Origin of the sequence: Endozoicomonas sp. (assembly GCF_051008435.1) — a bacterium.
Taxonomy (GTDB): Bacteria; Pseudomonadota; Gammaproteobacteria; order Pseudomonadales; family Endozoicomonadaceae; genus Endozoicomonas_A.
The window spans coordinates 1-21,151 of record NZ_JBPCXO010000516.1 but is presented as its reverse complement, the minus strand read 5'-3'; the positions used below and the strand labels follow the sequence as shown (position 1 = coordinate 21,151).

Genomic DNA, 21,151 nt, shown 5'->3' with positions numbered 1-21,151 from the left:
CTATTTTTTTACTACCGTATTGGCAGGCACATTTAAAGATTCAAGCAGAAGCTGCCCAACTGGACATAAACTGATAAACTCCGCTGCCTGTTACAGGAGTTTTTATGTCAGACACAACCAAAGAGAAACAGGCGCAACCTGCACCGGTCTGGCGCCGACTGGCGGCCATTATTTACGACAGCTTTCTTGTATTAGCCATTATGTTTCTGGTTGGTTTTCTCAACCTGGGTATTCAAATGAAAGTTCATGGCGCTGAAAAGCTCAAGGCTATGACAGACAGTGGACAATCCGTTGGCGGCCCTTTCTTTTATGCCGCACTGTTTTTGAGTATTTTTAGTTTTTTTGCCTTTTTCTGGTCCCGTCGAGGCCAAACTCTGGGCATGCAAGCCTGGAATATTCGAATTCTGGATCGTAATGGGGGGCTTATTTCGATCGGTCAATGTCTCGTTCGCACACTGATCGCTATTCCTGCCCTGCTTCTGGGAGGACTGGGTATTTTCTGGTGTCTGTGGGATCGTGAACGCCTCAGCTGGCAAGACCGACTCTCACATTCAATAACCCTGTATGTTCCCAACAAAAAGTCCTGACCGGATCAAAGGCAGTCAGCAAATCGTCTATAAAATGACTGCCTTCATATCTAGCTCCATGTATATTTCCTTTCCTTTTTAAACATCTAACTAGTTTCCGAAATACTTATTAGTATTTTTACTTACATGGGTTAGAATATTCGAAGTTCGCCACGATATTCTGGCGTATTTTTGAAGCTTGGAACCGATGATCTTGCTATCCGGTACCTCAACACTCAGGACAAAATTATGAATATCCTGTTGTTCCATGAGCTGATTCGCTTGGTGACAAAAATGCTGGCTGCTGTAAAGCCCATCCAGAACCAGAAACAACTGTCCAGAGCCTATATTCCAGTAAAAGAAGAGAATAATTTGCGAAACCGTTCAAAGCACCGCTGAACACTAAAGAGCCAGTATCCATACTGGCTCTTTCAGCTCCTTCCCCAAGCCTGATACCCGCATACGGGCATCAACTCAAAAAAGATTACCGCTTTTTAGTCAGGCTGCTCTGTAGAGTAACAACCAACCTATAGCGATACAGATCAGAACCGGCAGCAGGACGGACAATAGCGGTGGGAACCCAAACACCAGACTGGATGGCCCCAGCAGGTTCTGGACAATCATAAACACGACCCCGGTAATCACACCCGAGAAGATCCTCAACCCCATACTGACCGAACGCAGTGGGCCAAAAACAAAAGAAATCCCCACCAGCACCAGAGAGAAAATAGACAATGGCTGCAGCGCCTTGGTCCAAAACGCCAGAGCGTACTCACCGGTATCCAACCCCTGCTCTTCCAGGTAATTGGTATATGTATTCAGACCTGAAATGGACAGGCCATCCGGCTTAACCACCACTACTTTCAAAAGTGTGGTCGTAAGACTGGTATTCCAGGGCTCTGTGTTCACTTTTTCCGAGACCACTTTATCGCCTTCCATGCGACTGCGGGTAATATCCTCAAGCAACCAATGGTTTTGCTGGTAAATAGCCCTTCGGGCAAACGAGCTTTCCTTAAGCTTCATGTCGTCATCGAACACGTAGCGACTCACACCGTAGAGCACCCCATTGGGCTCAACAGCGTTAAAATACATAAATTCATTGCCTTCACGGTGCCAGACTCCTTCTCCGGAATACTCGCCATTATAGGATCGGGCAATGTTCTTGCGAGTCTCAGCAATTTGCTCTGTCGTAGGTGCCACATATTCACCCAGCACAATACCCACACAGATTAATACCAGAGCGGGCTTCATGACTGACCAGACCATACGCCATAGCGAAACGCCTGCAGCCCTCATCACCACCAATTCGCTGTTTGAGGCCATGCTACCCAAACCGGCAAGACAACCAATCAACGCCGATACCGGGATAAATTCATAAATCTTTTTGGGAATCAGCAGCAGGATATAGACCACCACATCTGCCATCTGATAACTGCCACGAACATTATCCAGCTCACCCAGAAAAGAGAACATGGATTCCAGCACCACCAGAATCAAAAGCACCATGACCATGGAAGCCAGCACGTTCCATGCGATATAACGATCCAGCTTACGCATGAGCAGCTTTCCTTTTGGCAATCATGACCTGCACAGGCTCCTGAAAATAGAAGATCAAGCCAAGCAGCAAGTAGAGACCGTGCACCCACCAGACACCCAACTGTGGAGAAATACGACCATCATCTACCATACCCCGCGCCGAAATCAGCAATGCCAGGTAAAGCAGATAAAGCAGCACGCCCGGTAATAACTTGGCGAACCGCCCCTGTCGGGGATTAACTTTGGAAAGCGGAACCGCCAGCAATACAATGATTGGAATTAATAGCGGTAATGAAATACGCCACTGCAGCTCGGCTATATAAGAGGTGTTATCAGAGCCTATTAATGTTTCAGTGGGCAGAGCCTGCTCTTTACTGATCTCATCGGCTACCGCGCTTTCTTCCATGCGAATGCCATAGGTCTCATATTGAGTCACCCTGACTTTTTGAGCACCGGGAGTCAGATCGTAGCGATAGCCATCAGTCAGGATCAAATAACGCTGACCAGCTTCTTCTGTGGTCGATATACGACCACTCTCTGCCAGAACCAGAGACATTTCGGAACTGCCCGAATCCGTGGACTGATGGGCAATAAACACTTTCTCAAGAAGCTGATTGTCATCGGTCAACGATTCGGTATAGGTAACCCGGTTAGCTCCCTCAAACTTCTGAAATCGTCCCGGCACCAGCGTGTCGAACTCGGTCATGGAATCTTGCTGGGAAAGAATGGTCTCTACTTTCTTTATCCCCCAGGGAGCCACCATGGTACTCAGCAGAGCCACCACAATCATGACACCCAGCGCAGGAATCATGGTCATGCGCAACAGCTGCCCCTGACTGACACCGCAGGCACCCATGACCGTCATTTCATTTTCAACATAGAGCCTTCCGTAAGCCATGATGATGCCAAGAAAGAGTCCCAGGGGAATAATCATCACCAGGAACTCGGGCATCCTGTAACCCATGATGGCAAAAAGAAAGTCTGCATTCAGGGAGCCGTTGGCAGCCTGTGCGAGATAGTTCACAAAACGGCCACTCATAATGATCAAAAGCACTATGCCGGTGACGGCAAACGTGACCTTGAGCATTTCTTTGGCCAGGTATCGAAAAAGGATCGAAGGCATGATCTGGTGTTACTGTTTCCGATAGTTCATTAAAGAAGTCACTCAGGCACCGGAGATGTCTGAAAAGCGTAACGGTACAAAACAGAGCGTAGTTCAGGCTATTTATCGACCAACAAAAACCGTTTTTTCTGCTCTGAAAAACATTTGTCGACACATTGATACAATAAACGGACTAAAATCTGTCTCTGAAAGCCTTGCGGGAATTCACTTCTGGCGCAAGCTCTGTTCAAATACCCGATCTGACAATTATCCAACAAACCTGTTCGAGTTTATAGCCCGGATGAGAGAAGTCACATCATTTACATTTCTTTTGCAAAAAATTGGATGTGACCTTAAGGAGTACACAGGGCTTACTCGAGTGTCTGTCGGTTCAGAACTGACCCCCGGCTCCTGGCTGTCCCAGCCACCAGCCAAATCAAGCGTATTTGTCAGGGTTGTCCCGGGAAGCCGGGTGGGAATGTCACTCACAGTGAAAGCTTGTCGAAAAATAGTCTTTTTTCCAGCTTTCAGGCTGAGCAGACTGATCCCAACCAGATTCCCGGACTAAGGCCAGAGCCATTGACCAACAGCCAGAGCATAGCGCTACAGGTTTTGTCAGAAAGATTAACAGGAGATCGGGTCATCCCCGAGAGTTATAACCGGACAAGTGTCCTATGGGAGCAACCATGCAATTTATCGTAAAAAGCGGAGCGGTAGAAAAGCAGAAAACTGCCTGCCTGGTACTGGGTGTGCAGAAAAAAGAGCTGACCACCGCAGCATCTGCCGTTAACGAAGCCAGTAAAGGTGCCATTGACAGCATTCTTAAACGAGGCGATCTAAAGTACAAGGCAGGCCAGACCCTGTTGCTCCAGCATGTTCCGGAAATTGCCCCTGAGCGGATTCTGCTCTGCGCAACAGGCGAAGGAAAGACAGCGCTTAAAGAAGCTGAGTTCATCAAACTGGCCAAAGCGGTCGCTTCAGAATTGAAAGCAGCTTCAGCCAAAGACGCTCTGGTGACACTGGAAGACATCGATGTAGCTGGCAAGGATCACAACTGGAAAGTACGCCAGCTGGTCGAAGCGATTGTCTATGCCTTCTACCAGTTCGACGAATTCAAGAGCAAGAATGCCGACGCACTGGCCTTGAAAAAGGTCATCTTCCTGGCCGAGCGCAAGCACGCTGAATCTCTGAAAGGCGCTATTGCAGAAGGCCAAGCTATTGGTGAAGGCCGTAACCTCGCCCGCACACTGGGCAACCTTCCAGGCAATGTTTGCCACCCAAGCTACCTGGCAGACCAGGCCAAAACCCTGGCCAAATCCCACGCCAAAATGACCACCAAGATTCTCGGTGAGAAACAAATGTCCGACCTGGGCATGCACTCACTGCTTTCTGTAGGTCAGGGTTCCGACCAGGAATCCAAACTGATTCTGATGGATTACAAGGGCGGCAAGCGTGGCGAGAAGCCTATTGTCCTGCTGGGTAAAGGTATCACCTTTGATACCGGTGGTATTTCCCTGAAGCCTGGCGCAGCCATGGACGAAATGAAGTTCGATATGTGTGGTGCAGCCAGTATTTTTGGTGCCATGCAGACGATTCTTGCCCTGGATCTGCCGATCAATATTGTTGGCATGGTGGCAGCAGCTGAGAATATGCCAAGCGGCAATGCTTCTCGTCCTGGCGACATCGTCACTTCCATGTCAGGCAAGACCATTGAAATCCTCAATACCGATGCAGAAGGCCGTCTGGTACTGTGCGACGCCCTCACTTATGCCGAGCGTTACAAGCCAAAAGCGGTAATTGATGTAGCCACTCTCACCGGCGCCTGCATTATTGCTCTGGGTCACCACACTACTGGTCTGCTGAGTAATAACGATGAGCTGACCGATGAACTGCTGAAGGCATCCAAAGACGCTTCCGATCAGGCCTGGCAACTGCCTATGGGCGAAGAGTACCAGGCACAGCTGGACTCTAACTTTGCCGACATGGGCAACATCGGTGGCCGTGGTGCGGGAACCATTACTGCTGCCTGCTTCCTGGCGCGCTTCACTGAAAGCTACCCATGGGCTCACCTGGATATCGCCGGCACCGCATGGACTTCCGGCAAAGGCAAAGGCGCTACCGGTCGCCCTGTCCCCATGCTGATTCAATACCTGCTGAACCAGCTGTAAGACCTTTCAGGGTTGCGGGCCTTTAAAGGCCTGCAACCTCTGATTCCTGAAAAAGCTATCACTCACCTCTCAATAACCCACTGATAGCCCTGAACAACCTTTCCACCAGCGCCATTTCCCATTACACTCAGCTTCATGTCCCGAGTAACCTTCTATTTGCTGCAACAGCAGTCTGCACAAGCTGTTAAACAGTTCGCCTGTCGATTAACTGACAAGGCGTTGCGTAATGGTATGCCTGTTCATATCCATACGGATAACGATATCCAGTGCGAAACCCTGGATCGGCTGCTCTGGGAGTGGCGTGAAGACAGTTTTCTTCCACACCAGATTATTAACAGCAAGGCAACGGGAGCCCCAATTACCCTGGGCTTTGAACAACCCGAGTCATTGCACGACAACACGCTGTTGATTAACCTGTCCAACCGTATTCCAGGCTTTTACAGTAACTTTATCCGAACCTGTGAAATCGTTGATCAGAGTCCAGGCCCGGTAGAGATTCTCCGTGAAAAGTTCAAGGCTTATGTTGCTGATGGTATTCAGCCGGAAACCCATCGAATTTAGGTTGCAGGATAAAAGCCATTAGCCAGGTAAAAAGCCATTAGCCAGGTAAAAAGCATGAGTCAGAAAAAAACGGAAGGTCTGCTGGATGAACTGGAAAGACTGCGAAGCCTTCTGAAAGAAGAGAAAGATCGTAATGATCATCTCAATCAGCACATCCCTGTACTCACCGATCTGGCTGACCAGGAAGATGCCAGGCAAACCGTCGCGGTACTGGACGTCAAAGGTGACTATCAACAGAACAGACAGCAACAGAACAGACAGCAACAGAGCAGACGGCAAGAGCCTCCCACTCTGAAGCCTGTGCAGAACCCTGGCATCACAGAATCCGAATTGAAATCCCGGTTACGCAAGCAGGCCAGACTGTTCATCCAGGAAATCATTGATGAAGAGCTGGTCAGAGTCGAGGCACAGCTGAACCGTGAACTGAATCACTATCTGGATCATCTTCTGGACCAGATGCCCGAAAATCTTTCAGATTAAAAAGCCTGCTGTCATTCAGCCAGTTGGCTACTCCTATTAACACTGCTCTGCCTGTTCCGTGTATAATACGCGGTTTAGATCAGAACCTGTCAGAATCCTGAAGTTATGGAAAAAACGTTTAACCCTCACGCGATTGAGCGCACCTGGTATCAGACCTGGGAAGAAAAAGGCTACTTTGCCCCCTCCGGCGAAGGCTCTCCTTACACCATCATGATCCCACCGCCCAATGTCACCGGCAGTCTGCACATGGGTCATGCATTCCAAGACTCCATTATGGATGCCCTGATCCGCTACCAGCGTATGAAAGGCAGCAACACCCTATGGCAGGTGGGTACTGACCACGCCGGTATCGCCACTCAGATGGTGGTAGAACGTAAAGTCCAGGTTGAAGAAGGCAAGACCCGTCACGACTACGGCCGTGAAGCGTTTACCGACAAGATCTGGGAATGGAAGGAAGAGTCCGGCGACAATATCACTCGCCAACTTCGTCGTCTTGGTGCTTCGGTGGACTGGGATAATGAACGCTTCACCATGGATAAAGGCTTCTATAAAGCAGTACAGGAAGTATTTGTTCGCCTGCACAAAGATGATCTGATCTATCGAGGCAAACGTCTGGTCAACTGGGATCCGAAACTGCACACCGCAATTTCTGATCTGGAAGTGATCAACAAGGACATCAAGGGCCACATGTGGCACCTGCGTTATCCTCTGGCCGATGGCGAGAAAACCGCTGAAGGTAAAAACTACATTGTGGTAGCAACTACTCGTCCAGAAACCATGCTGGGCGATAGTGGTGTTGCTGTTAATGCAGAAGATGAGCGCTACCAGGCCCTGATCGGGAAAGACATTATTCTACCCCTGGTTAACCGTCGCATTCCCATTGTTGCCGATGAACATGCGGACATGGAAAAAGGCACCGGTTGTGTAAAAATCACTCCGGCTCATGACTTTAATGACAATGAAGTCGGTAAGCGCTGCGGTCTTCCCATGATCAATATCATGACTCTGGAAGGCCATATCAGCGAACAGGGTGAAGTCTTCAATATTGATGGTACGAGCAACCAGGACATCGCTGCTCCCATCCCTGAAAAATACCGTGGCATGGAACGCTTTGCTGCCCGTAAAGCCATCATCGCTGACTTTGAAGAAGCCGGCCTGCTGGAAGAAATCAAGGATCACGAACTGACGGTTCCCTATGGCGACCGCTCTGACGTTGTCATTGAACCTCTGCTGACAGATCAATGGTTTGTGCGTGCTGCACCTCTGGCCAAGCCTGCTATCGAAGCCGTTGAAGATGGCCGCATTCAGTTTGTGCCCAAGCAATACGAAAACATGTACTTCTCCTGGATGCAGGACATTCAGGACTGGTGTATCTCTCGCCAGCTCTGGTGGGGACACCGTATTCCAGCCTGGTACGATGAAGACGGCAATGTCTATGTAGCTCGAAGCGAAGAAGAAGTACGACAGGAAAACAACATCCCGGCCGAAGTCAGCCTGAAACAGGACGACGACGTACTGGATACCTGGTTCTCTTCTGCACTCTGGACTTTTGGTACCCTGGGCTGGCCGGAAAATACCGAGCGCCTGAAAACCTTCCACCCGACCGATGTTCTGGTGTCTGGCTTTGACATTATTTTCTTCTGGGTTGCCCGGATGATCATGATGACCATGCACTTCATCAAAGACGAAGAAGGCAATCCACAGGTACCGTTCAAATATGTCTATATGACTGGCCTGATTCGTGATGAGAATGGCGACAAGATGTCCAAGTCCAAGGGGAACGTACTCGATCCTCTGGATATGATTGACGGCATCAGTCTGGAAGACCTGGTTGAAAAACGCACCGGCAATATGATGCAGCCACAACTGGCAGCAAAAATTGAGAAGCGCACCCGCAAAACGTTCTCTGAAGGTATCACCGCACACGGTACCGATGCACTTCGTTATACCCTGTACTCACTGGCCTCTACAGGTCGTGACATCAACTGGGATATGAAACGCCTGGAAGGTTACAGAAACTTCTGCAACAAGATCTGGAACGCCGCCAACTACGTTCAGATGAACACCAAAGGTGAAGACTGTGGCCAGAACGGTGGTGAAGTTGAGCTAACACTGGCGGACAAGTGGATTATTTCCCGACTGCAGCGCCTGGAAGCCCAGCTGGAAAAGAACCTGGCAGATTTCCGTTTGGATCACGCCACCCAGAACCTGTATGACTTCATCTGGAACGAATACTGCGCCTGGTATCTGGAGCTTTCCAAACCCGTTCTCTGGGATGAAGCAGCTTCTGAAGCTCTGCAACGGGGTACCCGTCGTACTCTGGTTCAGGTTCTGGAAACCATTATGCGTCTGGCTCACCCATTCATGCCGTTCATTACTGAAGAAATCTGGCAGAATATCAAGGAAGAAACGGGCGCTGAAGGTGAAACCCTGATGCTGCAAAGCTACCCAACGATGGATGAAAGCAAGCTGGATGAAACGGCTGAACAAGACATCGAGTGGCTGAAAGGCTTCATTACTGGTATCCGTAATATACGTGCTGAACTGAACATTGGTCCCAGCCGTGAACTGAATGTACTGCTGCGCAACCTTTCTTCTGATGACCAGCGTCGTCTTGATGAAAACAGCGCTTTCCTGAAATCTTTGGCGAAACTGGCCGACGTCCGTGTACTGGCTTCTGATGAGGAAGCGCCCATGTCCACCACGCAGCTGGTTGGCAAGATGGAAGTACTGGTGCCTATGGCAGGTCTGATCGACAAGGATAAAGAAGCCGCGCGCCTCAGTAAGGAAGTTGAACGACTGAAGAAAGAAGTCCAACGCTTTGAAAACAAGCTGTCCAATGAGAAATTCATCAACAATGCCAAGCCTGAAGTGGTTGAGAAGGAACGCAGCAAGTTGAAGGAATCTCAGGCAGCCAAAGAACGCCTTGATGAGCAACTAAAAGCCATTCAGGCACTATAAACAGGTAGATATTTACTCTATCGGTTACTGAGCCCTGAATATAAAAAGGCCTGACTGCACATTGCAGTCAGGCCTTTTTTTTTACCGTGAACAATGTTTTGCTTTGCTCATGGCTGTTTATGAATCTCTAATGATCAGGGGGCAGCACCCTGCTCCTGTTGATATTCATGTAATGCCTGGTGGGCTGTATTGAGCCTTCTGGTAAAATAACGCTCACGCTCAAAATCCAGGTAATCTTCCAGTGTTCCAAATTGATCAATCTGAGCCTGATCCATCTCTTCAATCGTTTTCACTGGAGCCTGGAACTCAACCGGATCATTCAGTGCACCACTTTCCACCAACCCTTTGAAATCTCCGACAGCAAATTTCTCAAGGCCCTGATTATGCTGAATCACCTGAAGTTGCAGAAAGCTTTTGTAGGCCTTAAGCGCGCCACAAAGATCATCCCCATCCTCAACGTTCAGATCTCTGATCACTCCCATTAACTGATCCATGAATACCTGGGCTAAACCATCTTCCGGCGTTATATCCTGAATAATGTTAAGTATCTCAACGATGTTCTCATCAGTGACAGGAATGGGCTCACCGGCAGCATTGGTCAAACCCTGAACATGCTCCATGATCAGGATCTGGGCATCATCATCCGCCAGTTCATTGAACTCTTTGACCAGAGCCTCAAGATTAGCTGGATCTGCATCCCCTTGTTTTTCGATGATCCGACGCTGTAAATCCATCAATTGCTGGCGAATCTGCTGAATATTGGCGGCTTCACCCTGCTGACGATAGGCAATCAAACCAACCAGCTTCTTGCCTCCCTGCTTGGTGACGGTGAATACAGCACCAAATACCGTACCGCCGATAGCAGCTAGAGGGGTCAGGGCAATCAATGCCGGGGAAGTCGAAGTCAGTGCCAGACCGGCACCAATGTATTTAAAGGGAGCGACAGGAACAATATTGAAAGCCCCGGAAGCATCAAGCTTCTTGTCTTGTGGACGAAAAACATTCACGCCTTTAATGACCAGATAGCCTGGTAAACCGACAACGGCTGCAACGGTTTTACCGAACGCCATACCCACAGCCTTTCCTACCTTGTAAGAAAGCTCTGCCGGCATCAAAGCACCTCTGACCGCTCCATTTAAAGTGCCTCTGGCAATTGACTGTCCTGTCTCCAATATTCCGGCCATGAATCGCTCCTTTGACTCAATTCTTTTTCGCTATCCCCATAGTGAGGTATAACGACCGAGAAGAAACTAACCAGGCTGTCAGCCTGACTAACCATGTCCTGAGTCGTTATTTTTTCGAAATTGATTCCGAATCTGCTGCAATCGGATCCACTCTTCTTCAGCAGCCAACAGCTCTGAAAATAGCTCATCCCCAACTACGGATTCAGAATCATCGTCTTCCTCGATATCCTGAACACGCTCCTCAATCCAAAAGTGCTCAAATCGATCTTCAATATGAAGACTCAGTAAATTAGCCCTGACTCTTCTTGAATCATCATCGATTCTGACAACCTCTTCCTCTCTCCAATCTGAGACCAGCCGCTTACTCCACGAAAGCAGCCCCCGCCATAAAGAAAGCAACTTAAATTTCAGGCCTTTTCGTCCCTGAGGATCCGGGCTATGAGCCTGATCAGAATCTTCAACCATATTGCGTCCTTACTGCCTGACCTTATTCTCTGATTATAGAACCCTTCCTCCAACAGCCAGCTGACTGTATTTTGACAGTTCGGCCAGGAAGTAAGGTAAATTCAGGGAGGGCTAACAGAGAAAAGTTATTGAGCAGACGATATCTTGGCGAAGGAGGATGGAAGTTATCACTCGAGGACACCCTGGCAGAAAATAATCTGTCCAGAGCTGAAAGGACAAGACAGGATGGAGCTTTGATCACTCCACCCTGAATTCAGTCATGACTGGAATTATTTCAGTTCCAGAACCTGCTCTTCTATCTTCTGCTTCCAGATCTGAGGGCCGGTTTTGTGTACGGAGTCGCCGGTGTGGTCCACCGCCACAGTCACAGGCATATCTTTGACGTCAAACTCGTAGATGGCTTCCATACCCAGCTCTGGGAAAGCAACCACTTCCGCTTTTTTAACGGCCTGGGAAACCAGATAAGCGGCTCCACCCACGGCAATCAAATAGACAGATTCATTATCCTTGATTGCTTCAATGGCAGCGTCACCCCGCTCAGCCTTGCCAATCATTCCAGCCAGACCCGTCTCTTCCAGCAAGGTTCGAGTAAACTTGTCCATACGGGTCGAAGTGGTTGGACCCGCAGGACCCACTACTTCATCACGAACCGGATCAACAGGCCCAACGTAGTAGATGAAGCGACCTTTCAGATCGACAGGCAGTTCTTCTCCACGGGACATCATGTCAATCATACGCTTATGCGCAGCATCACGGCCGGTCAGAATTTTACCTGACAGCAATACCGTATCGCCTGGCTTCCAGCTCTTGATCTCTTCTTTGGAGATATCATCGACATTAACTTTGCGCACCCCTTCGCTCAAATCCAGAGCGACTTCAGGATAATCATCCAGGCTTGGAGCCTCCTGAATAACAGGACCACTGCCGTCCAGTACAAAATGCGCATGTCGCGTGGCTGCACAGTTTGGAATCATCGCTACGGGCAGTGAAGCTGCGTGGGTTGGGTAGTCTTTGATTTTGATATCAAGAACCGTAGTCAATCCACCCAGTCCCTGGGCACCAATACCCAGACTGTTGACGGCATCCATAATTTCCAGACGCAGTTCTTCTACCCGGTTACTGGGTCCGCGCTCTCTGAGCTCATGAATATCGACCGGATCCATCAGAGATTCCTTGGCCAGCACCATGGCTTTCTCAGCGGTACCGCCAATACCAATACCCAGCATGCCAGGAGGGCACCAGCCGGCGCCCATGGTCGGTACGGTTTTCTTAACCCATTCAACAATGTCATCAGACGGGTTGAGCATAGCCAGCTTGGACTTGTTCTCGGAACCACCGCCTTTTGCTGCTACCTGTACGTCAACCGTATCACCCGGCACCAGAGTCATATGGATAACTGCAGGGGTATTGTCTTTGGTGTTTTTACGGGCACCGGCTGGATCTTCCAACACAGAAGCACGCAAAACATTTTCAGGGTTCGTGTAGGCGCGACGTACACCTTCATTAACCAGGTCTTCAATGCTTCGATCACTCTCGAAGCGGACATTCATACCGATCTTCAGGAATACCGTGACAATACCGGTGTCCTGACAAATGGGCCGCTTGCCCATGGCGCACATTCTGGAGTTGATCAGAATCTGGGCCATGGCATCTTTAGCAGCCTTGGACGGTTCTTTTTTCCACGCTTCATGAACAGCGTGAATGAAATCCAGCGGATGATAACAGGAGATAAATTGCAGAGCGTCAGCTACGCTCTCAATCAGATCCTCTTCACGAATAAGTGTCATTACGCTCCCCAACTCCCATGATCGGTCCTGAAGCCTGTTCAACATTTCATGCTCGAAAGCATCAATCGGACAGGCTCCAGCTTTGCAAGCTTCAAACTATACGAATCTCTGAAGAACAGCCTTCAGGATCCTGGCCAGCGATCTGGCTCTGATTTTTCTGCTCTGATGGCTTAACGCACAAACCAGAACATCAATGAAGAACCCTTTGAAACCTGACTACTCTGCGGTTTCTTTTGGGCTTCCCCTCCTCATTTGCCCGTGGAGTATATCAATGCTTCGCACAGGAAACAGCCTTGAGCGTAGAAAAACATTTTGCGACATCTGCAAACAAAAATAGCCGCACAGTGGAATGTTTTTCACGATAGACAGGGATTGACAACAGGAACTTTCATTTTTTATCGCGACTGCCGAAACAAACGACAGACGAGGCTTAGTCATGAATAGGTGTATCATGCTCTGAGAAGCAAGGTTGACTGAAACTTCAAAGTGCCTGCGTTTTTGGTCCACGGGAATGAAATGGCTTTCACGGTAAAAAACACCAAGGTAAGATACCGCCATGCCTGTTATCACACTGTCTAATCGGGCTTACCCGGTTAATAAAAACAAGTATCTGCTGGACTCTTTATTGGAAGAAGGGGAAAAAATACCTTTTTCCTGCCGTTCAGGTGTTTGTCACGCCTGTATGCTGAAAGCCGACTTTGGCCAGCCTCCTGTGGAAAGCCAGACATATCTGAGCAATGAAAAAATCCGTGAAGGCTATTTTCTTGCCTGTCAGTGCCTGCCTGAAGGCGATATGACCGTGTCTTTACCTGGCAGGAAACATACCCAAGCCATCATCACTGCCAAGAAACCATTAAGCCCTACCGTTGTTGCCCTGGAACTGGCAGCAAGGCACCCGATGAGTTATTTCCCCGGACAACATATCAGAGTGGATACCGGCGAAATTCTCGCAAAAGAATGCTATCTGGCTTCTGTGCAACCCCAGGACCGGTCAATGGTCATCCACGTTCAACGCAGGGTGTCCGACCCTTTTAGCACCTGGGCTCATGATTCTACCGAAGTCGGTCAAAAAGTCAGCCTTAGCAGCCCCCGTGGCCTGCATCTTTGTGGAAATCTGCTAGATACTTCTGATCAAATACTTATTTCTCAGGAAGGTTCCCTGGCACCATTACTCGCCTATGCCTGTGACACCCTGAGCAATAGAGACTCTTCATCACAGACCCGAATTCATCTGATTCAGGAAGCCTCCAGCAACGGAGATCATTATTGCCTGGACCAGCTGGAAGCTCTCTCCCAAAATGATCGGTTCAGCTATTCACTCACTACCGGTCGACAGGACTATGGAGAATGGTTGGTTTCCGTATTGCCAAATGCCTCATCAATCCGGGTTATTTGTGCAGGAGACACACCATTCAGCACCCCCATCGAGGAATTCTGCTCTCATCACCAGGGCATTGAATGCATCACCCTGAGCAGCGAGCTTTCCTGAGCTGGTTCCCCCTTCGCAACCCCCGGCATTCCTGTTAGTCTAAAGTCATGTATCTGGTCTCGAAAGCATGATTAAAAAGGTGGAAATGGAAGTATGAGTATGCAAGATCGAGTCAGTGAGAAGCTGACAGCTGCACTGGAACTCGAACACTTTGAAATTTTCAATGAAAGCCATATGCACAATGTGCCTCCCGGCTCCGAGTCCCACTTTAAAGTGGTCCTGGTCAGTCGCGAGTTTGAAGACAAAATGCCGGTTAAACGCCATCAGCTGATCTACAAGATTCTGTCTGATGAAATGCAGGGTGGGATTCATGCTCTGGCCCTCCATATCTATACACCCAGTGAGTGGCATGAACGCAAGGAGCAGGCACCGGACAGCCCGGATTGCAAAGGTGGCAGCAAACGCTGAATCCTCTCAGCCATCAACAGCCTTGATCCGTTAAAATAGCTTTTCCTCAGAACTGAGGACAAAAGATGTTTCACAGTCAATAATGGAGACCTCCGGACGTGTGCGGCGGTGTACAATTCGAGCTTGATGGACAGACCATCAAAACCTTTTTTCCGAACCCCAAAGCCCGTCTGCCGGTATTAACCCGGCAGGGCCAAGAGGTTCTGGTTCCCTGGGGACGCCGTGAAAGCCAGACGGGTCTCACTCCACAGGGGGGCTGGGCGAGACTGGAATCCATTAAAAATGGTATCTGGAATCGGTTTAACCCAAGACCCGTAAAAATCAGTGTCGATGCTTTTATGGAAAAAGACCAAGCCGGAGAGAGTCACTGGTTTTTGCTGGAAAGCCAGCAATTCATCCAGGGTCTGATTGCTACGGATGGTCCTTTCACCCGACTTTATGTCGTAACGGAAGAAAACGAACAAAGCTGCCATAAAAGCAATCGCTGGCCCAGAGTAATGGACGCCTCTGAACCGCTTAGAACTTCATCAGGCGGACTCTTCTAGCAGAAATAACCTACTATCTTCTTCGCCACTACAAAAATTATCTGCTGACCACCGAAGCTGGCGCTCAATGTTGTTTTGACGCAGGACATGTTTTTTTTATCCGTCGTCATGAAACAGTTATCTCGGTAAATAATACTGGTCAAATGACAAACACTGTTAGACACTTCGCTCCACTTAAAGCAAACCCCTTAACCACACAGCGGCTCGCACCATGACAGTTTACAAAAAGACTCGCCGACTTCTCGCACTCCCCTTCGTGCTGATCAGTGCCCTGTTACTGACGGCCTGCTCAACGCAACAGAAGATTGATACTGAAGAACAACCTTACAGCGGTTACCTGGAAGACTATGAGAGGCTGACCCCCTATGATGGTGACACAGCCATGCGCTGGGTCAGCGGTGACCTGAAAAAGTATAAAAAAGTCTACGTTGAACCCGTCAAAATTTTCCCAAACTACAACGCTTCCCATGATGATCAACGAGAAGTGGCCACCAAAGTTGCAGAGTACCTGAACAATGGTTTCAAAGAAGGTCTGAAGCAACGCGGAATGCTGGCTGACAAGCCGGGTCCGGGCGTTCTTGTGATACAGCCTGCGATTACCGGCATCGTGTCAGAAATGAAAGACCTCAAGCCCAGACAGTTTGTCCTGCCCATTGCCGTAGCCAGAACTCTGATCAAAACAGCCACGGACCGACTGGATTACATCGTAGCCCTTTATATGGAAGTGCAACTGAGAGACGGTGGCACCGGCAAACTGGAAGGTGAAGTGCTTCGTAAAGGCATCAACAAGCAGTCTGATAACGATGAAGTCACAAAAGAAGATGTTAAAGCCGTCCTGGATGACTGGCTGGAATTCTATAATCGTGGACTGGATGTTATGACCGGCAAAGAACAGTAATCAAGAGCACAATCAAGGCTGTCGGGCATTACCAGGCAGCCTCTGCTCATCAGGATACCGAAGTGTGCAGCCCACACTCGCGATTCCCCACCACTTTAGTTGGATCGTAATAATCCTCCTCAATAGGTAAATCATTCATCACCAGATACTCTTCTACGTCCAGCTCGGTCCAGTTCAGCAGAGGAGCTACACGGTAGTAGCCATCTTTGGTTTCACTGACCACTTCCAGACCCTGCCGAAAAGCGGTCTGATCCTTACGGATCGCCGTCAACCAGTAGTCCGGTGAAAAAGTTTGCATGGCTCGGCCAAAAGGCTCCAGTTTAACCTGACGGGTAAATTCATCATGCTCAGGAGTATCCACTTCTGGCACCCCTCCCATGATCGCATCACGATAGGCTCGACTGTAATTTGGATGGTAAACCTGAATATTCAGTTCCAGCTTCTGGATCAGATCGCGAGCAAAACGATAAGTAGCTTCAGTTCCGTAGCCTGAATCAATCCAGATCACGGGTAAATCAGGTTGAACACGGGTAGCCATGTGCAGAATAGCGGCCTCATGGGGACCAAAATTTGTAGTTACCAATGGCTTCCCAGCCTTTTGCAAAGCCCAGCGGATAATCTCTTGTGGAGAGAGCTCTGCAAGCTCCCGGTTAATGCTCTCCAGATCCATTGACTTTCCCCGAAATATTTATTCTTCAATCCGACGCAGACATTACTGCCATGATTTATGCCGAACTATAGGCGAAGAGGTTCATCCGAGGCAATGCAGCTTCTAGAACATATCTTTCTTTAGAAATAGTTTCTTGGACTAATGCCCCAAAATGGGCTCGAATCGCTAGCGGTTCAGTCAGCTGGACTTTTGATCTCAAACAGTGAGCCACCCAGAACCCGACGGTAAATCGTCATCTGGGTGCCAAAACGTTTAAGACCGTCTTCCCTGAGGGCTGGCGCATACTCTTTGAGGTAATGATCCAGTGCTGCTTGATTTTCCAGTCGATAGGATACGGAGAAGCCTGTTCTGTCCGGAAACTCATCCAGTCGGTCATCCAGTTTAATCAACGAAATCGACGCGCTTTCAAAGCCTTCCAACGCCACGATCTTAGCAGCATGCTCTTTGAGCCAGGTAAGAAAAGGCCTTTCTACTGAAGCCTCTACCAGACAACTCACTTCATAAATGATCAAACGCCACCTTCCCCATTGATGAGTTGTCCCTGAGCCAAACCTGACCAGTGCTCGGAAGCTGTCACTTTCATATACCGGCAGCCGGCATCATGACTGAACAGCGTAAACACATCCAACACCATTGCACCTTCAGGCCCTGCGGTGACCTGATGAACATTATCCCGGTGACGGGACAGGCTGGCCATACGCCCCTCAGTCATCCAGGCTTGAGCAGAAGGTTGCAGCACCATGCCTTCAAGCGTCTGTTCCAGCAAATCGTAGTTACGTGTGGTCACTTCTCCCTTCAGCACTCTCATCACGCCGTTACAATCACTGTGATCATGGTAGGGAATGAAGCCATCCGGCTCAAACATCAGGAAGCAGAATTCAACAGAACCTAACCGCTTTCGGTAGACCCTGACCCCTTCTCCCTGGGGGTGGATCTGAAAGAGCTTCTTATCGGGTGTTACCACCTCATCCAGCATCATTAACCGCCCCATGACCCAGAGCAGGTAAGACTCCTCTTCAATGGCGCAGGGGTTCTTAAGACTTTCAGCCTTTTCGGCAATCTCATAAAGCGCATCTTCCGTACACTGGGAGATGGCATCCTTTTGAGTCAGCCGAAAAGGCCAGATATTACGAGTTAGATTGATCATCCAGGAATCCGTACTGTCTCTTGGCCATGGCGCACCTGCTTTTGGGAATAAAGTGCCACACCACAGCGACTTCAGCGATCACTGGGGATCAAGTAAAGACCAATCTTTCGGTTTTAACCAAATTCCAAACAATTATTACCAGGGGACGTTGGTAATTAATCATGGGCTCAGTGCTTCCGTATAGGGGGCAGATACAAGGAAGACTTGCGCTGGTGTAGCTTTTCTACATCAAGCAAGATCTGACGCAGTAGATGGACCCTATACGGAGCACCCGAAGGGCCCTTCTAAGGAGCATCCATGGCCGCATTCCAATAGATGGAAAGACGATTTATCCTACACAATCGCGTCTTGCACTGAATACTCCTTAGAAGGGCTGAGCACCATGATAAATTGCCAACGTCCCCTATATCTTCCGTACTACATGAAGACCATGCCGTACCGGTAACAGAATATTATCCAGATCGGTTCTTGAAGACAGATAGCGATTGAGCTCGGCGATCACCTGGTCCCGCTCATCCTGAGGGTCCAGAACACCGCCTTTCCAGAGCGCATCATCAATAACAATGACCCCACCTTTCTTCATCATCGGAAGAATCAGTTCCAGATATTCAAAGTACTTTTTCTTGTCAGCATCGATGAACACAAAGTCCAGCTCGCCCTCGATGGTGGGAATGGTTTCCAGTGCCTTTCCGAACAGCACTTTCAATTTATGGGCATGAGGCGATCGACCGAAGAATTCTTGGGCAATGGCGATAGCTCTCGGATTGGTTTCACAACAGAAAATTTCGCCCTCTTCCGGCAGGGCTTCTGCCATGGACAAAGCGGCATAGCCTGTGAACATACCGATTTCCAGCACTCGTTTGCTACTACTGAGGGCTACCAGCATTTTCAGGGTTTGCCCCACCATCCGCCCTGTCATGTTGCCCGGATAGCGAGTCCGGTCTTCGGTGGCCTGCGCCAGTTCTTTCAGAAGTAGAGACTCACCACCGGTAATGTCATGGCAATATTGTTCGATATCGGGATTAACAATGACCGTCATGGCCTTTCCTTAACAGCATTAATGACACTGATTCTACCAAGAGCCTCCTGAGCAAAAAAAGCCTACTGCATTTTAATCATTCCTGATTCAGACACTCATGGTAGAATTTAAAGCTGCTGACCGAGTTTTCTGAATCAATCAGACGGAAATCTCCGGGGCTCCACCCATAAGAACAAGAAAAGCCACCCCTCTATGAGTAACTCTTTTATTAAACCCCTGACTCTGCTTTTCTGTGCTTCTGCCCTGAGTGGATGCGCTCTCTTTGCACAGAATCCGGATCATGTCCGAGTCGTGGATAATGGTGATGCCACCACCTTCACTTTTGAAGAAGCTAAAAAACAATCACCTGTAAAAGATGAACTGAATACCTTTGTAGAGCTGGGTGCTTTCAGTGCATCCATCTATCTGGACAACCCGAAGATCAAAACCGATTCCATAAAATCTTTCTGCACCTTGGAAGCAATGTATCGTCCCGGTCAGTGGCAACCTATTCAACTGGATACCCTGACAAAAAAGTCAAAACTGCATAAGCAACTGAAACTGGAAGTAGAAGCCTTTCGTTCCCTCGCTAATCAACAACAGGCTTTGCTGGTATTCAGAGGCACCGACTTTGATCAGAAAGAAGACTGGTACGCCAACTTCCGCTGGTTCCTGAAACCTTTTACAGGCCATGATCAATACGACGAAGTACTGGAGTTAACCCCCGGGCTGGTCAGTGAAATCCAAAGCCAATTCCCGGAAGTCACTGAAATCATCGCAACCGGCCATTCCCTGGGTGGCGGTCTGGCTCAACTGGCCGGTTACAGCTCCCCGGTCATTCACCAGATCTATGCGTTTGACTCTTCACCGGTAACCGGCTTTTATGATGTCGCTTCAGAGCAGCGTTCAATCAACGCCGAGAACATGAAAATATACCGAGTGTACGAGCATGGAGAAATACTGGCCTACCTGCGTCTGGCCATGAAAGGCCTTTACCCCATTTCCCGCAAACACCCTGATATTATCCAGGTTCGCTTTGAACTGATTAAGGACGAGAATAATATAGAGCAGCACAGTATCAGAACACTGACGTGCAACCTGTACAACAAACTGAATTCGCAAGGCAGTACACTGTGACAGATAAACCCATTGTAGAAATAGAATACTGCAGCCAGTGCCAGTGGTTGCTGCGCTCCGCCTGGCTGGCTCAGGAACTGCTCAGTACCTTCAGTACTGACCTTGGAGAAGTCCGACTGAAACCTGGAACAGGCGGTGTTTTTATCATCACCCTGAATGGCGAGCAGATCTGGGAAAGAAAGCAGGATGGAGGCTTTCCTCAACCCAAACAGATCAAACAGAAAGTCCGGGATCTGATTGATCCGGAACGGGATCTCGGCCACAACGACCGCCCCTGACCCCTCATTATTACTCAAGCGAGCCGCTGGTCTTTGCCAGCAGGCTCTGCCATCCCTCCCCTGTCTTCAGAAGACTTCCCACTGGCAGATACAACTCATACTGATTGACGGATCAAGGTACTCGTTATGGGAATGGGAATGCACTCCGCCGACTCAATGCATGTCTATGATCGAGCCCGGGGCTGGCGTGATCAGCTGATCAATATCGATGTAGCGGATTTAAAAGAAAAAGTGGGAGTCACTTCCAACGGCAGGGATGTTTTGGTCCTGAAAGACTCAGAGAGTGGCGGCTGGCTTTCTTCTATTCCCGGACTCAACCTATGGTATAGAACAGGAGCGGAAGCCAGTGCCTCTGGCAACAGCATGCTAAAGGATGTGCAACTGATGCAACGCAGAGTCGCTCAGTTGAATGACATGTACCACCTCAAAGCTGAAGAGGGCCCTGAATCGCAGAGCCAATCCATCAGTACCGGTACCATGCCTTTCAGGATCTTATGGCCTCTCAGGCCGGTCAAATGCTTCTGATGGAATCCACACTCCAGGGCCTGTTATAGACTCTGTCACAAGTTAGGCCGCTTCGCGGCGACTTTTTGCCCAGTGCAGCCCTCCAACCTATGGGAAATACCCGTCATTTTCTTTTGTCTATCCTTACTGACTTTGATCCCGAGAACAGCAAAGGATAGAGCCATTAAAAGCCTGATTTTTCACGTTTTGCTTTTCGCGTCTTTCGTCTGTCTGGCCGAGTCTCAGA

22 protein-coding genes are annotated in these 21,151 nt (G+C 49.1%); 13 read left to right on the top strand and 9 right to left on the bottom strand.

Features of this window, described 5'->3' with window-relative positions:
- Window positions 1-104 precede the first annotated feature (104 nt).
- Window positions 105-587, top strand: coding sequence for an RDD family protein (locus tag ACR2PX_RS25880; protein WP_434002243.1), 483 nt, complete (start codon window positions 105-107; stop codon window positions 585-587).
- A 171-nt stretch (window positions 588-758) separates the two neighbouring features.
- A complete protein-coding gene (locus tag ACR2PX_RS25875) occupies window positions 759-965 on the top strand; it encodes a hypothetical protein (RefSeq protein ID WP_434002242.1) in 207 nt (68 codons plus the stop codon).
- A gap of 99 nt (window positions 966-1,064) precedes the next feature.
- Here ACR2PX_RS25875 and lptG read toward each other — a convergent pair whose 3' ends face one another.
- Window positions 1,065-2,123, bottom strand: a complete 1,059-nt coding sequence (gene lptG / locus ACR2PX_RS25870) for an LPS export ABC transporter permease LptG (protein ID WP_434002241.1) — start codon at window positions 2,121-2,123, stop codon at window positions 1,065-1,067.
- The gene (gene lptF, locus ACR2PX_RS25865; protein WP_434002240.1) at window positions 2,116-3,225 is read right to left on the bottom strand and encodes an LPS export ABC transporter permease LptF; all 1,110 of its coding nucleotides are present in this window, start codon (window positions 3,223-3,225) and stop codon (window positions 2,116-2,118) included. Before lptF ends, lptG begins: the two co-directional genes overlap by 8 nt.
- Before the next feature lie 665 nt (window positions 3,226-3,890).
- Between lptF and ACR2PX_RS25860 the strand changes: the two genes are divergently transcribed.
- The 4 genes from ACR2PX_RS25860 (at window position 3,891) to ACR2PX_RS25845 (ending at window position 9,374) form a co-directional block, all read left to right on the top strand.
- Window positions 3,891-5,372, top strand: coding sequence for a leucyl aminopeptidase (locus ACR2PX_RS25860; RefSeq protein WP_434002239.1), 1,482 nt, complete (start codon window positions 3,891-3,893; stop codon window positions 5,370-5,372).
- 135 nt (window positions 5,373-5,507) lie between these two features.
- Complete coding sequence (locus ACR2PX_RS25855) at window positions 5,508-5,933, top strand: DNA polymerase III subunit chi (protein WP_434002238.1); 426 nt, start codon at window positions 5,508-5,510, stop codon at window positions 5,931-5,933.
- A 54-nt stretch (window positions 5,934-5,987) separates the two neighbouring features.
- Window positions 5,988-6,413, top strand: coding sequence for a hypothetical protein (locus ACR2PX_RS25850; protein WP_434002237.1), 426 nt, complete (start codon window positions 5,988-5,990; stop codon window positions 6,411-6,413).
- Window positions 6,414-6,518: 105 nt separating this feature from the next.
- On the top strand, window positions 6,519-9,374 hold the full coding sequence (locus tag ACR2PX_RS25845; RefSeq protein WP_434002236.1) for a valine--tRNA ligase: 2,856 nt from the start codon (window positions 6,519-6,521) through the stop codon (window positions 9,372-9,374).
- 134 nt (window positions 9,375-9,508) lie between these two features.
- Here the strand turns inward: ACR2PX_RS25845 and ACR2PX_RS25840 are convergent, their stop codons facing one another.
- From ACR2PX_RS25840 to ACR2PX_RS25830, 3 genes are all read right to left on the bottom strand, one after another.
- Complete coding sequence (locus ACR2PX_RS25840) at window positions 9,509-10,558, bottom strand: hypothetical protein (protein WP_434002235.1); 1,050 nt, start codon at window positions 10,556-10,558, stop codon at window positions 9,509-9,511.
- A gap of 87 nt (window positions 10,559-10,645) precedes the next feature.
- Window positions 10,646-11,023 (bottom strand): hypothetical protein, encoded by a 378-nt coding sequence (locus tag ACR2PX_RS25835; RefSeq protein WP_434002234.1) that lies wholly within the window; start codon window positions 11,021-11,023, stop codon window positions 10,646-10,648.
- 269 nt (window positions 11,024-11,292) lie between these two features.
- A complete protein-coding gene (locus tag ACR2PX_RS25830) occupies window positions 11,293-12,810 on the bottom strand; it encodes a fumarate hydratase (RefSeq protein WP_434002233.1) in 1,518 nt (505 codons plus the stop codon).
- 556 nt (window positions 12,811-13,366) lie between these two features.
- Here ACR2PX_RS25830 and ACR2PX_RS25825 point away from each other — a divergent pair.
- From ACR2PX_RS25825 to ACR2PX_RS25810, 4 genes are all read left to right on the top strand, one after another.
- Entirely contained in the window at window positions 13,367-14,299 is a 933-nt protein-coding gene (locus tag ACR2PX_RS25825; protein ID WP_434002232.1) for a 2Fe-2S iron-sulfur cluster-binding protein, read from the top strand.
- Between the two features lie 93 nt (window positions 14,300-14,392).
- Complete coding sequence (locus tag ACR2PX_RS25820) at window positions 14,393-14,707, top strand: BolA family protein (protein WP_434002231.1); 315 nt, start codon at window positions 14,393-14,395, stop codon at window positions 14,705-14,707.
- A gap of 98 nt (window positions 14,708-14,805) precedes the next feature.
- Window positions 14,806-15,252 carry a hypothetical protein gene (locus tag ACR2PX_RS25815; RefSeq protein ID WP_434002230.1) on the top strand — a complete coding sequence of 149 codons (447 nt, stop codon included), beginning with the start codon at window positions 14,806-14,808 and terminating at the stop codon, window positions 15,250-15,252.
- A 211-nt stretch (window positions 15,253-15,463) separates the two neighbouring features.
- Window positions 15,464-16,150: a DUF3313 domain-containing protein gene (locus tag ACR2PX_RS25810; protein ID WP_434002229.1), complete on the top strand. Its 687-nt coding sequence runs from the start codon at window positions 15,464-15,466 to the stop codon at window positions 16,148-16,150.
- A gap of 49 nt (window positions 16,151-16,199) precedes the next feature.
- On the opposite strand, the gene ACR2PX_RS25805 is transcribed toward ACR2PX_RS25810, so the two are convergent.
- From ACR2PX_RS25805 to ACR2PX_RS25790, 4 genes are all read right to left on the bottom strand, one after another.
- The gene (locus ACR2PX_RS25805) at window positions 16,200-16,820 is read right to left on the bottom strand and encodes a phosphoadenosine phosphosulfate reductase family protein (protein ID WP_434002228.1); all 621 of its coding nucleotides are present in this window, start codon (window positions 16,818-16,820) and stop codon (window positions 16,200-16,202) included.
- A gap of 173 nt (window positions 16,821-16,993) precedes the next feature.
- Window positions 16,994-17,332 (bottom strand): DUF4286 family protein, encoded by a 339-nt coding sequence (locus tag ACR2PX_RS25800; RefSeq protein ID WP_434002227.1) that lies wholly within the window; start codon window positions 17,330-17,332, stop codon window positions 16,994-16,996.
- The gene (locus ACR2PX_RS25795) at window positions 17,329-17,967 is read right to left on the bottom strand and encodes a hypothetical protein (RefSeq protein WP_434002226.1); all 639 of its coding nucleotides are present in this window, start codon (window positions 17,965-17,967) and stop codon (window positions 17,329-17,331) included. The genes ACR2PX_RS25800 and ACR2PX_RS25795 overlap by 4 nt, the downstream gene beginning before the upstream one ends.
- Before the next feature lie 403 nt (window positions 17,968-18,370).
- Window positions 18,371-19,006: an O-methyltransferase gene (locus tag ACR2PX_RS25790; RefSeq protein ID WP_434002225.1), complete on the bottom strand. Its 636-nt coding sequence runs from the start codon at window positions 19,004-19,006 to the stop codon at window positions 18,371-18,373.
- Between the two features lie 192 nt (window positions 19,007-19,198).
- Here ACR2PX_RS25790 and ACR2PX_RS25785 point away from each other — a divergent pair, with 192 nt between their 5' ends.
- From ACR2PX_RS25785 to ACR2PX_RS25775, 3 genes are all read left to right on the top strand, one after another.
- Complete coding sequence (locus ACR2PX_RS25785) at window positions 19,199-20,122, top strand: lipase family protein (RefSeq protein ID WP_434002224.1); 924 nt, start codon at window positions 19,199-19,201, stop codon at window positions 20,120-20,122.
- Complete coding sequence (locus ACR2PX_RS25780; protein WP_434002223.1) at window positions 20,119-20,400, top strand: SelT/SelW/SelH family protein; 282 nt, start codon at window positions 20,119-20,121, stop codon at window positions 20,398-20,400. Before ACR2PX_RS25785 ends, ACR2PX_RS25780 begins: the two co-directional genes overlap by 4 nt.
- 126 nt (window positions 20,401-20,526) lie before the next feature.
- Window positions 20,527-20,925 carry a hypothetical protein gene (locus ACR2PX_RS25775; protein WP_434002222.1) on the top strand — a complete coding sequence of 133 codons (399 nt, stop codon included), beginning with the start codon at window positions 20,527-20,529 and terminating at the stop codon, window positions 20,923-20,925.
- The last annotated feature ends 226 nt before the right edge of the window (window positions 20,926-21,151 follow it).

Excerpts from the sequence above, each read along its gene's own strand:
- ACR2PX_RS25880 (WP_434002243.1), top strand. The coding sequence starts at position 105 with ATGTCAGACACAACCAAAGAGAAACAGGCGCAACCTGCACCGGTCTGG.
- lptG (WP_434002241.1), bottom strand. The coding sequence starts at position 2,123 with ATGCGTAAGCTGGATCGTTATATCGCATGGAACGTGCTGGCTTCCATG.
- lptF (WP_434002240.1), bottom strand. The coding sequence starts at position 3,225 with ATGCCTTCGATCCTTTTTCGATACCTGGCCAAAGAAATGCTCAAGGTC.
- ACR2PX_RS25860 (WP_434002239.1), top strand. The coding sequence starts at position 3,891 with ATGCAATTTATCGTAAAAAGCGGAGCGGTAGAAAAGCAGAAAACTGCC.
- ACR2PX_RS25855 (WP_434002238.1), top strand. The coding sequence starts at position 5,508 with ATGTCCCGAGTAACCTTCTATTTGCTGCAACAGCAGTCTGCACAAGCT.
- ACR2PX_RS25850 (WP_434002237.1), top strand. The coding sequence starts at position 5,988 with ATGAGTCAGAAAAAAACGGAAGGTCTGCTGGATGAACTGGAAAGACTG.
- ACR2PX_RS25845 (WP_434002236.1), top strand. The coding sequence starts at position 6,519 with ATGGAAAAAACGTTTAACCCTCACGCGATTGAGCGCACCTGGTATCAG.
- ACR2PX_RS25840 (WP_434002235.1), bottom strand. The coding sequence starts at position 10,558 with ATGGCCGGAATATTGGAGACAGGACAGTCAATTGCCAGAGGCACTTTA.
- ACR2PX_RS25835 (WP_434002234.1), bottom strand. The coding sequence starts at position 11,023 with ATGGTTGAAGATTCTGATCAGGCTCATAGCCCGGATCCTCAGGGACGA.
- ACR2PX_RS25830 (WP_434002233.1), bottom strand. The coding sequence starts at position 12,810 with ATGACACTTATTCGTGAAGAGGATCTGATTGAGAGCGTAGCTGACGCT.
- ACR2PX_RS25825 (WP_434002232.1), top strand. The coding sequence starts at position 13,367 with ATGCCTGTTATCACACTGTCTAATCGGGCTTACCCGGTTAATAAAAAC.
- ACR2PX_RS25820 (WP_434002231.1), top strand. The coding sequence starts at position 14,393 with ATGAGTATGCAAGATCGAGTCAGTGAGAAGCTGACAGCTGCACTGGAA.
- ACR2PX_RS25810 (WP_434002229.1), top strand. The coding sequence starts at position 15,464 with ATGACAGTTTACAAAAAGACTCGCCGACTTCTCGCACTCCCCTTCGTG.
- ACR2PX_RS25805 (WP_434002228.1), bottom strand. The coding sequence starts at position 16,820 with ATGGATCTGGAGAGCATTAACCGGGAGCTTGCAGAGCTCTCTCCACAA.
- ACR2PX_RS25795 (WP_434002226.1), bottom strand. The coding sequence starts at position 17,967 with ATGATCAATCTAACTCGTAATATCTGGCCTTTTCGGCTGACTCAAAAG.
- ACR2PX_RS25790 (WP_434002225.1), bottom strand. The coding sequence starts at position 19,006 with ATGACGGTCATTGTTAATCCCGATATCGAACAATATTGCCATGACATT.
- ACR2PX_RS25785 (WP_434002224.1), top strand. The coding sequence starts at position 19,199 with ATGAGTAACTCTTTTATTAAACCCCTGACTCTGCTTTTCTGTGCTTCT.
- ACR2PX_RS25775 (WP_434002222.1), top strand. The coding sequence starts at position 20,527 with ATGGGAATGGGAATGCACTCCGCCGACTCAATGCATGTCTATGATCGA.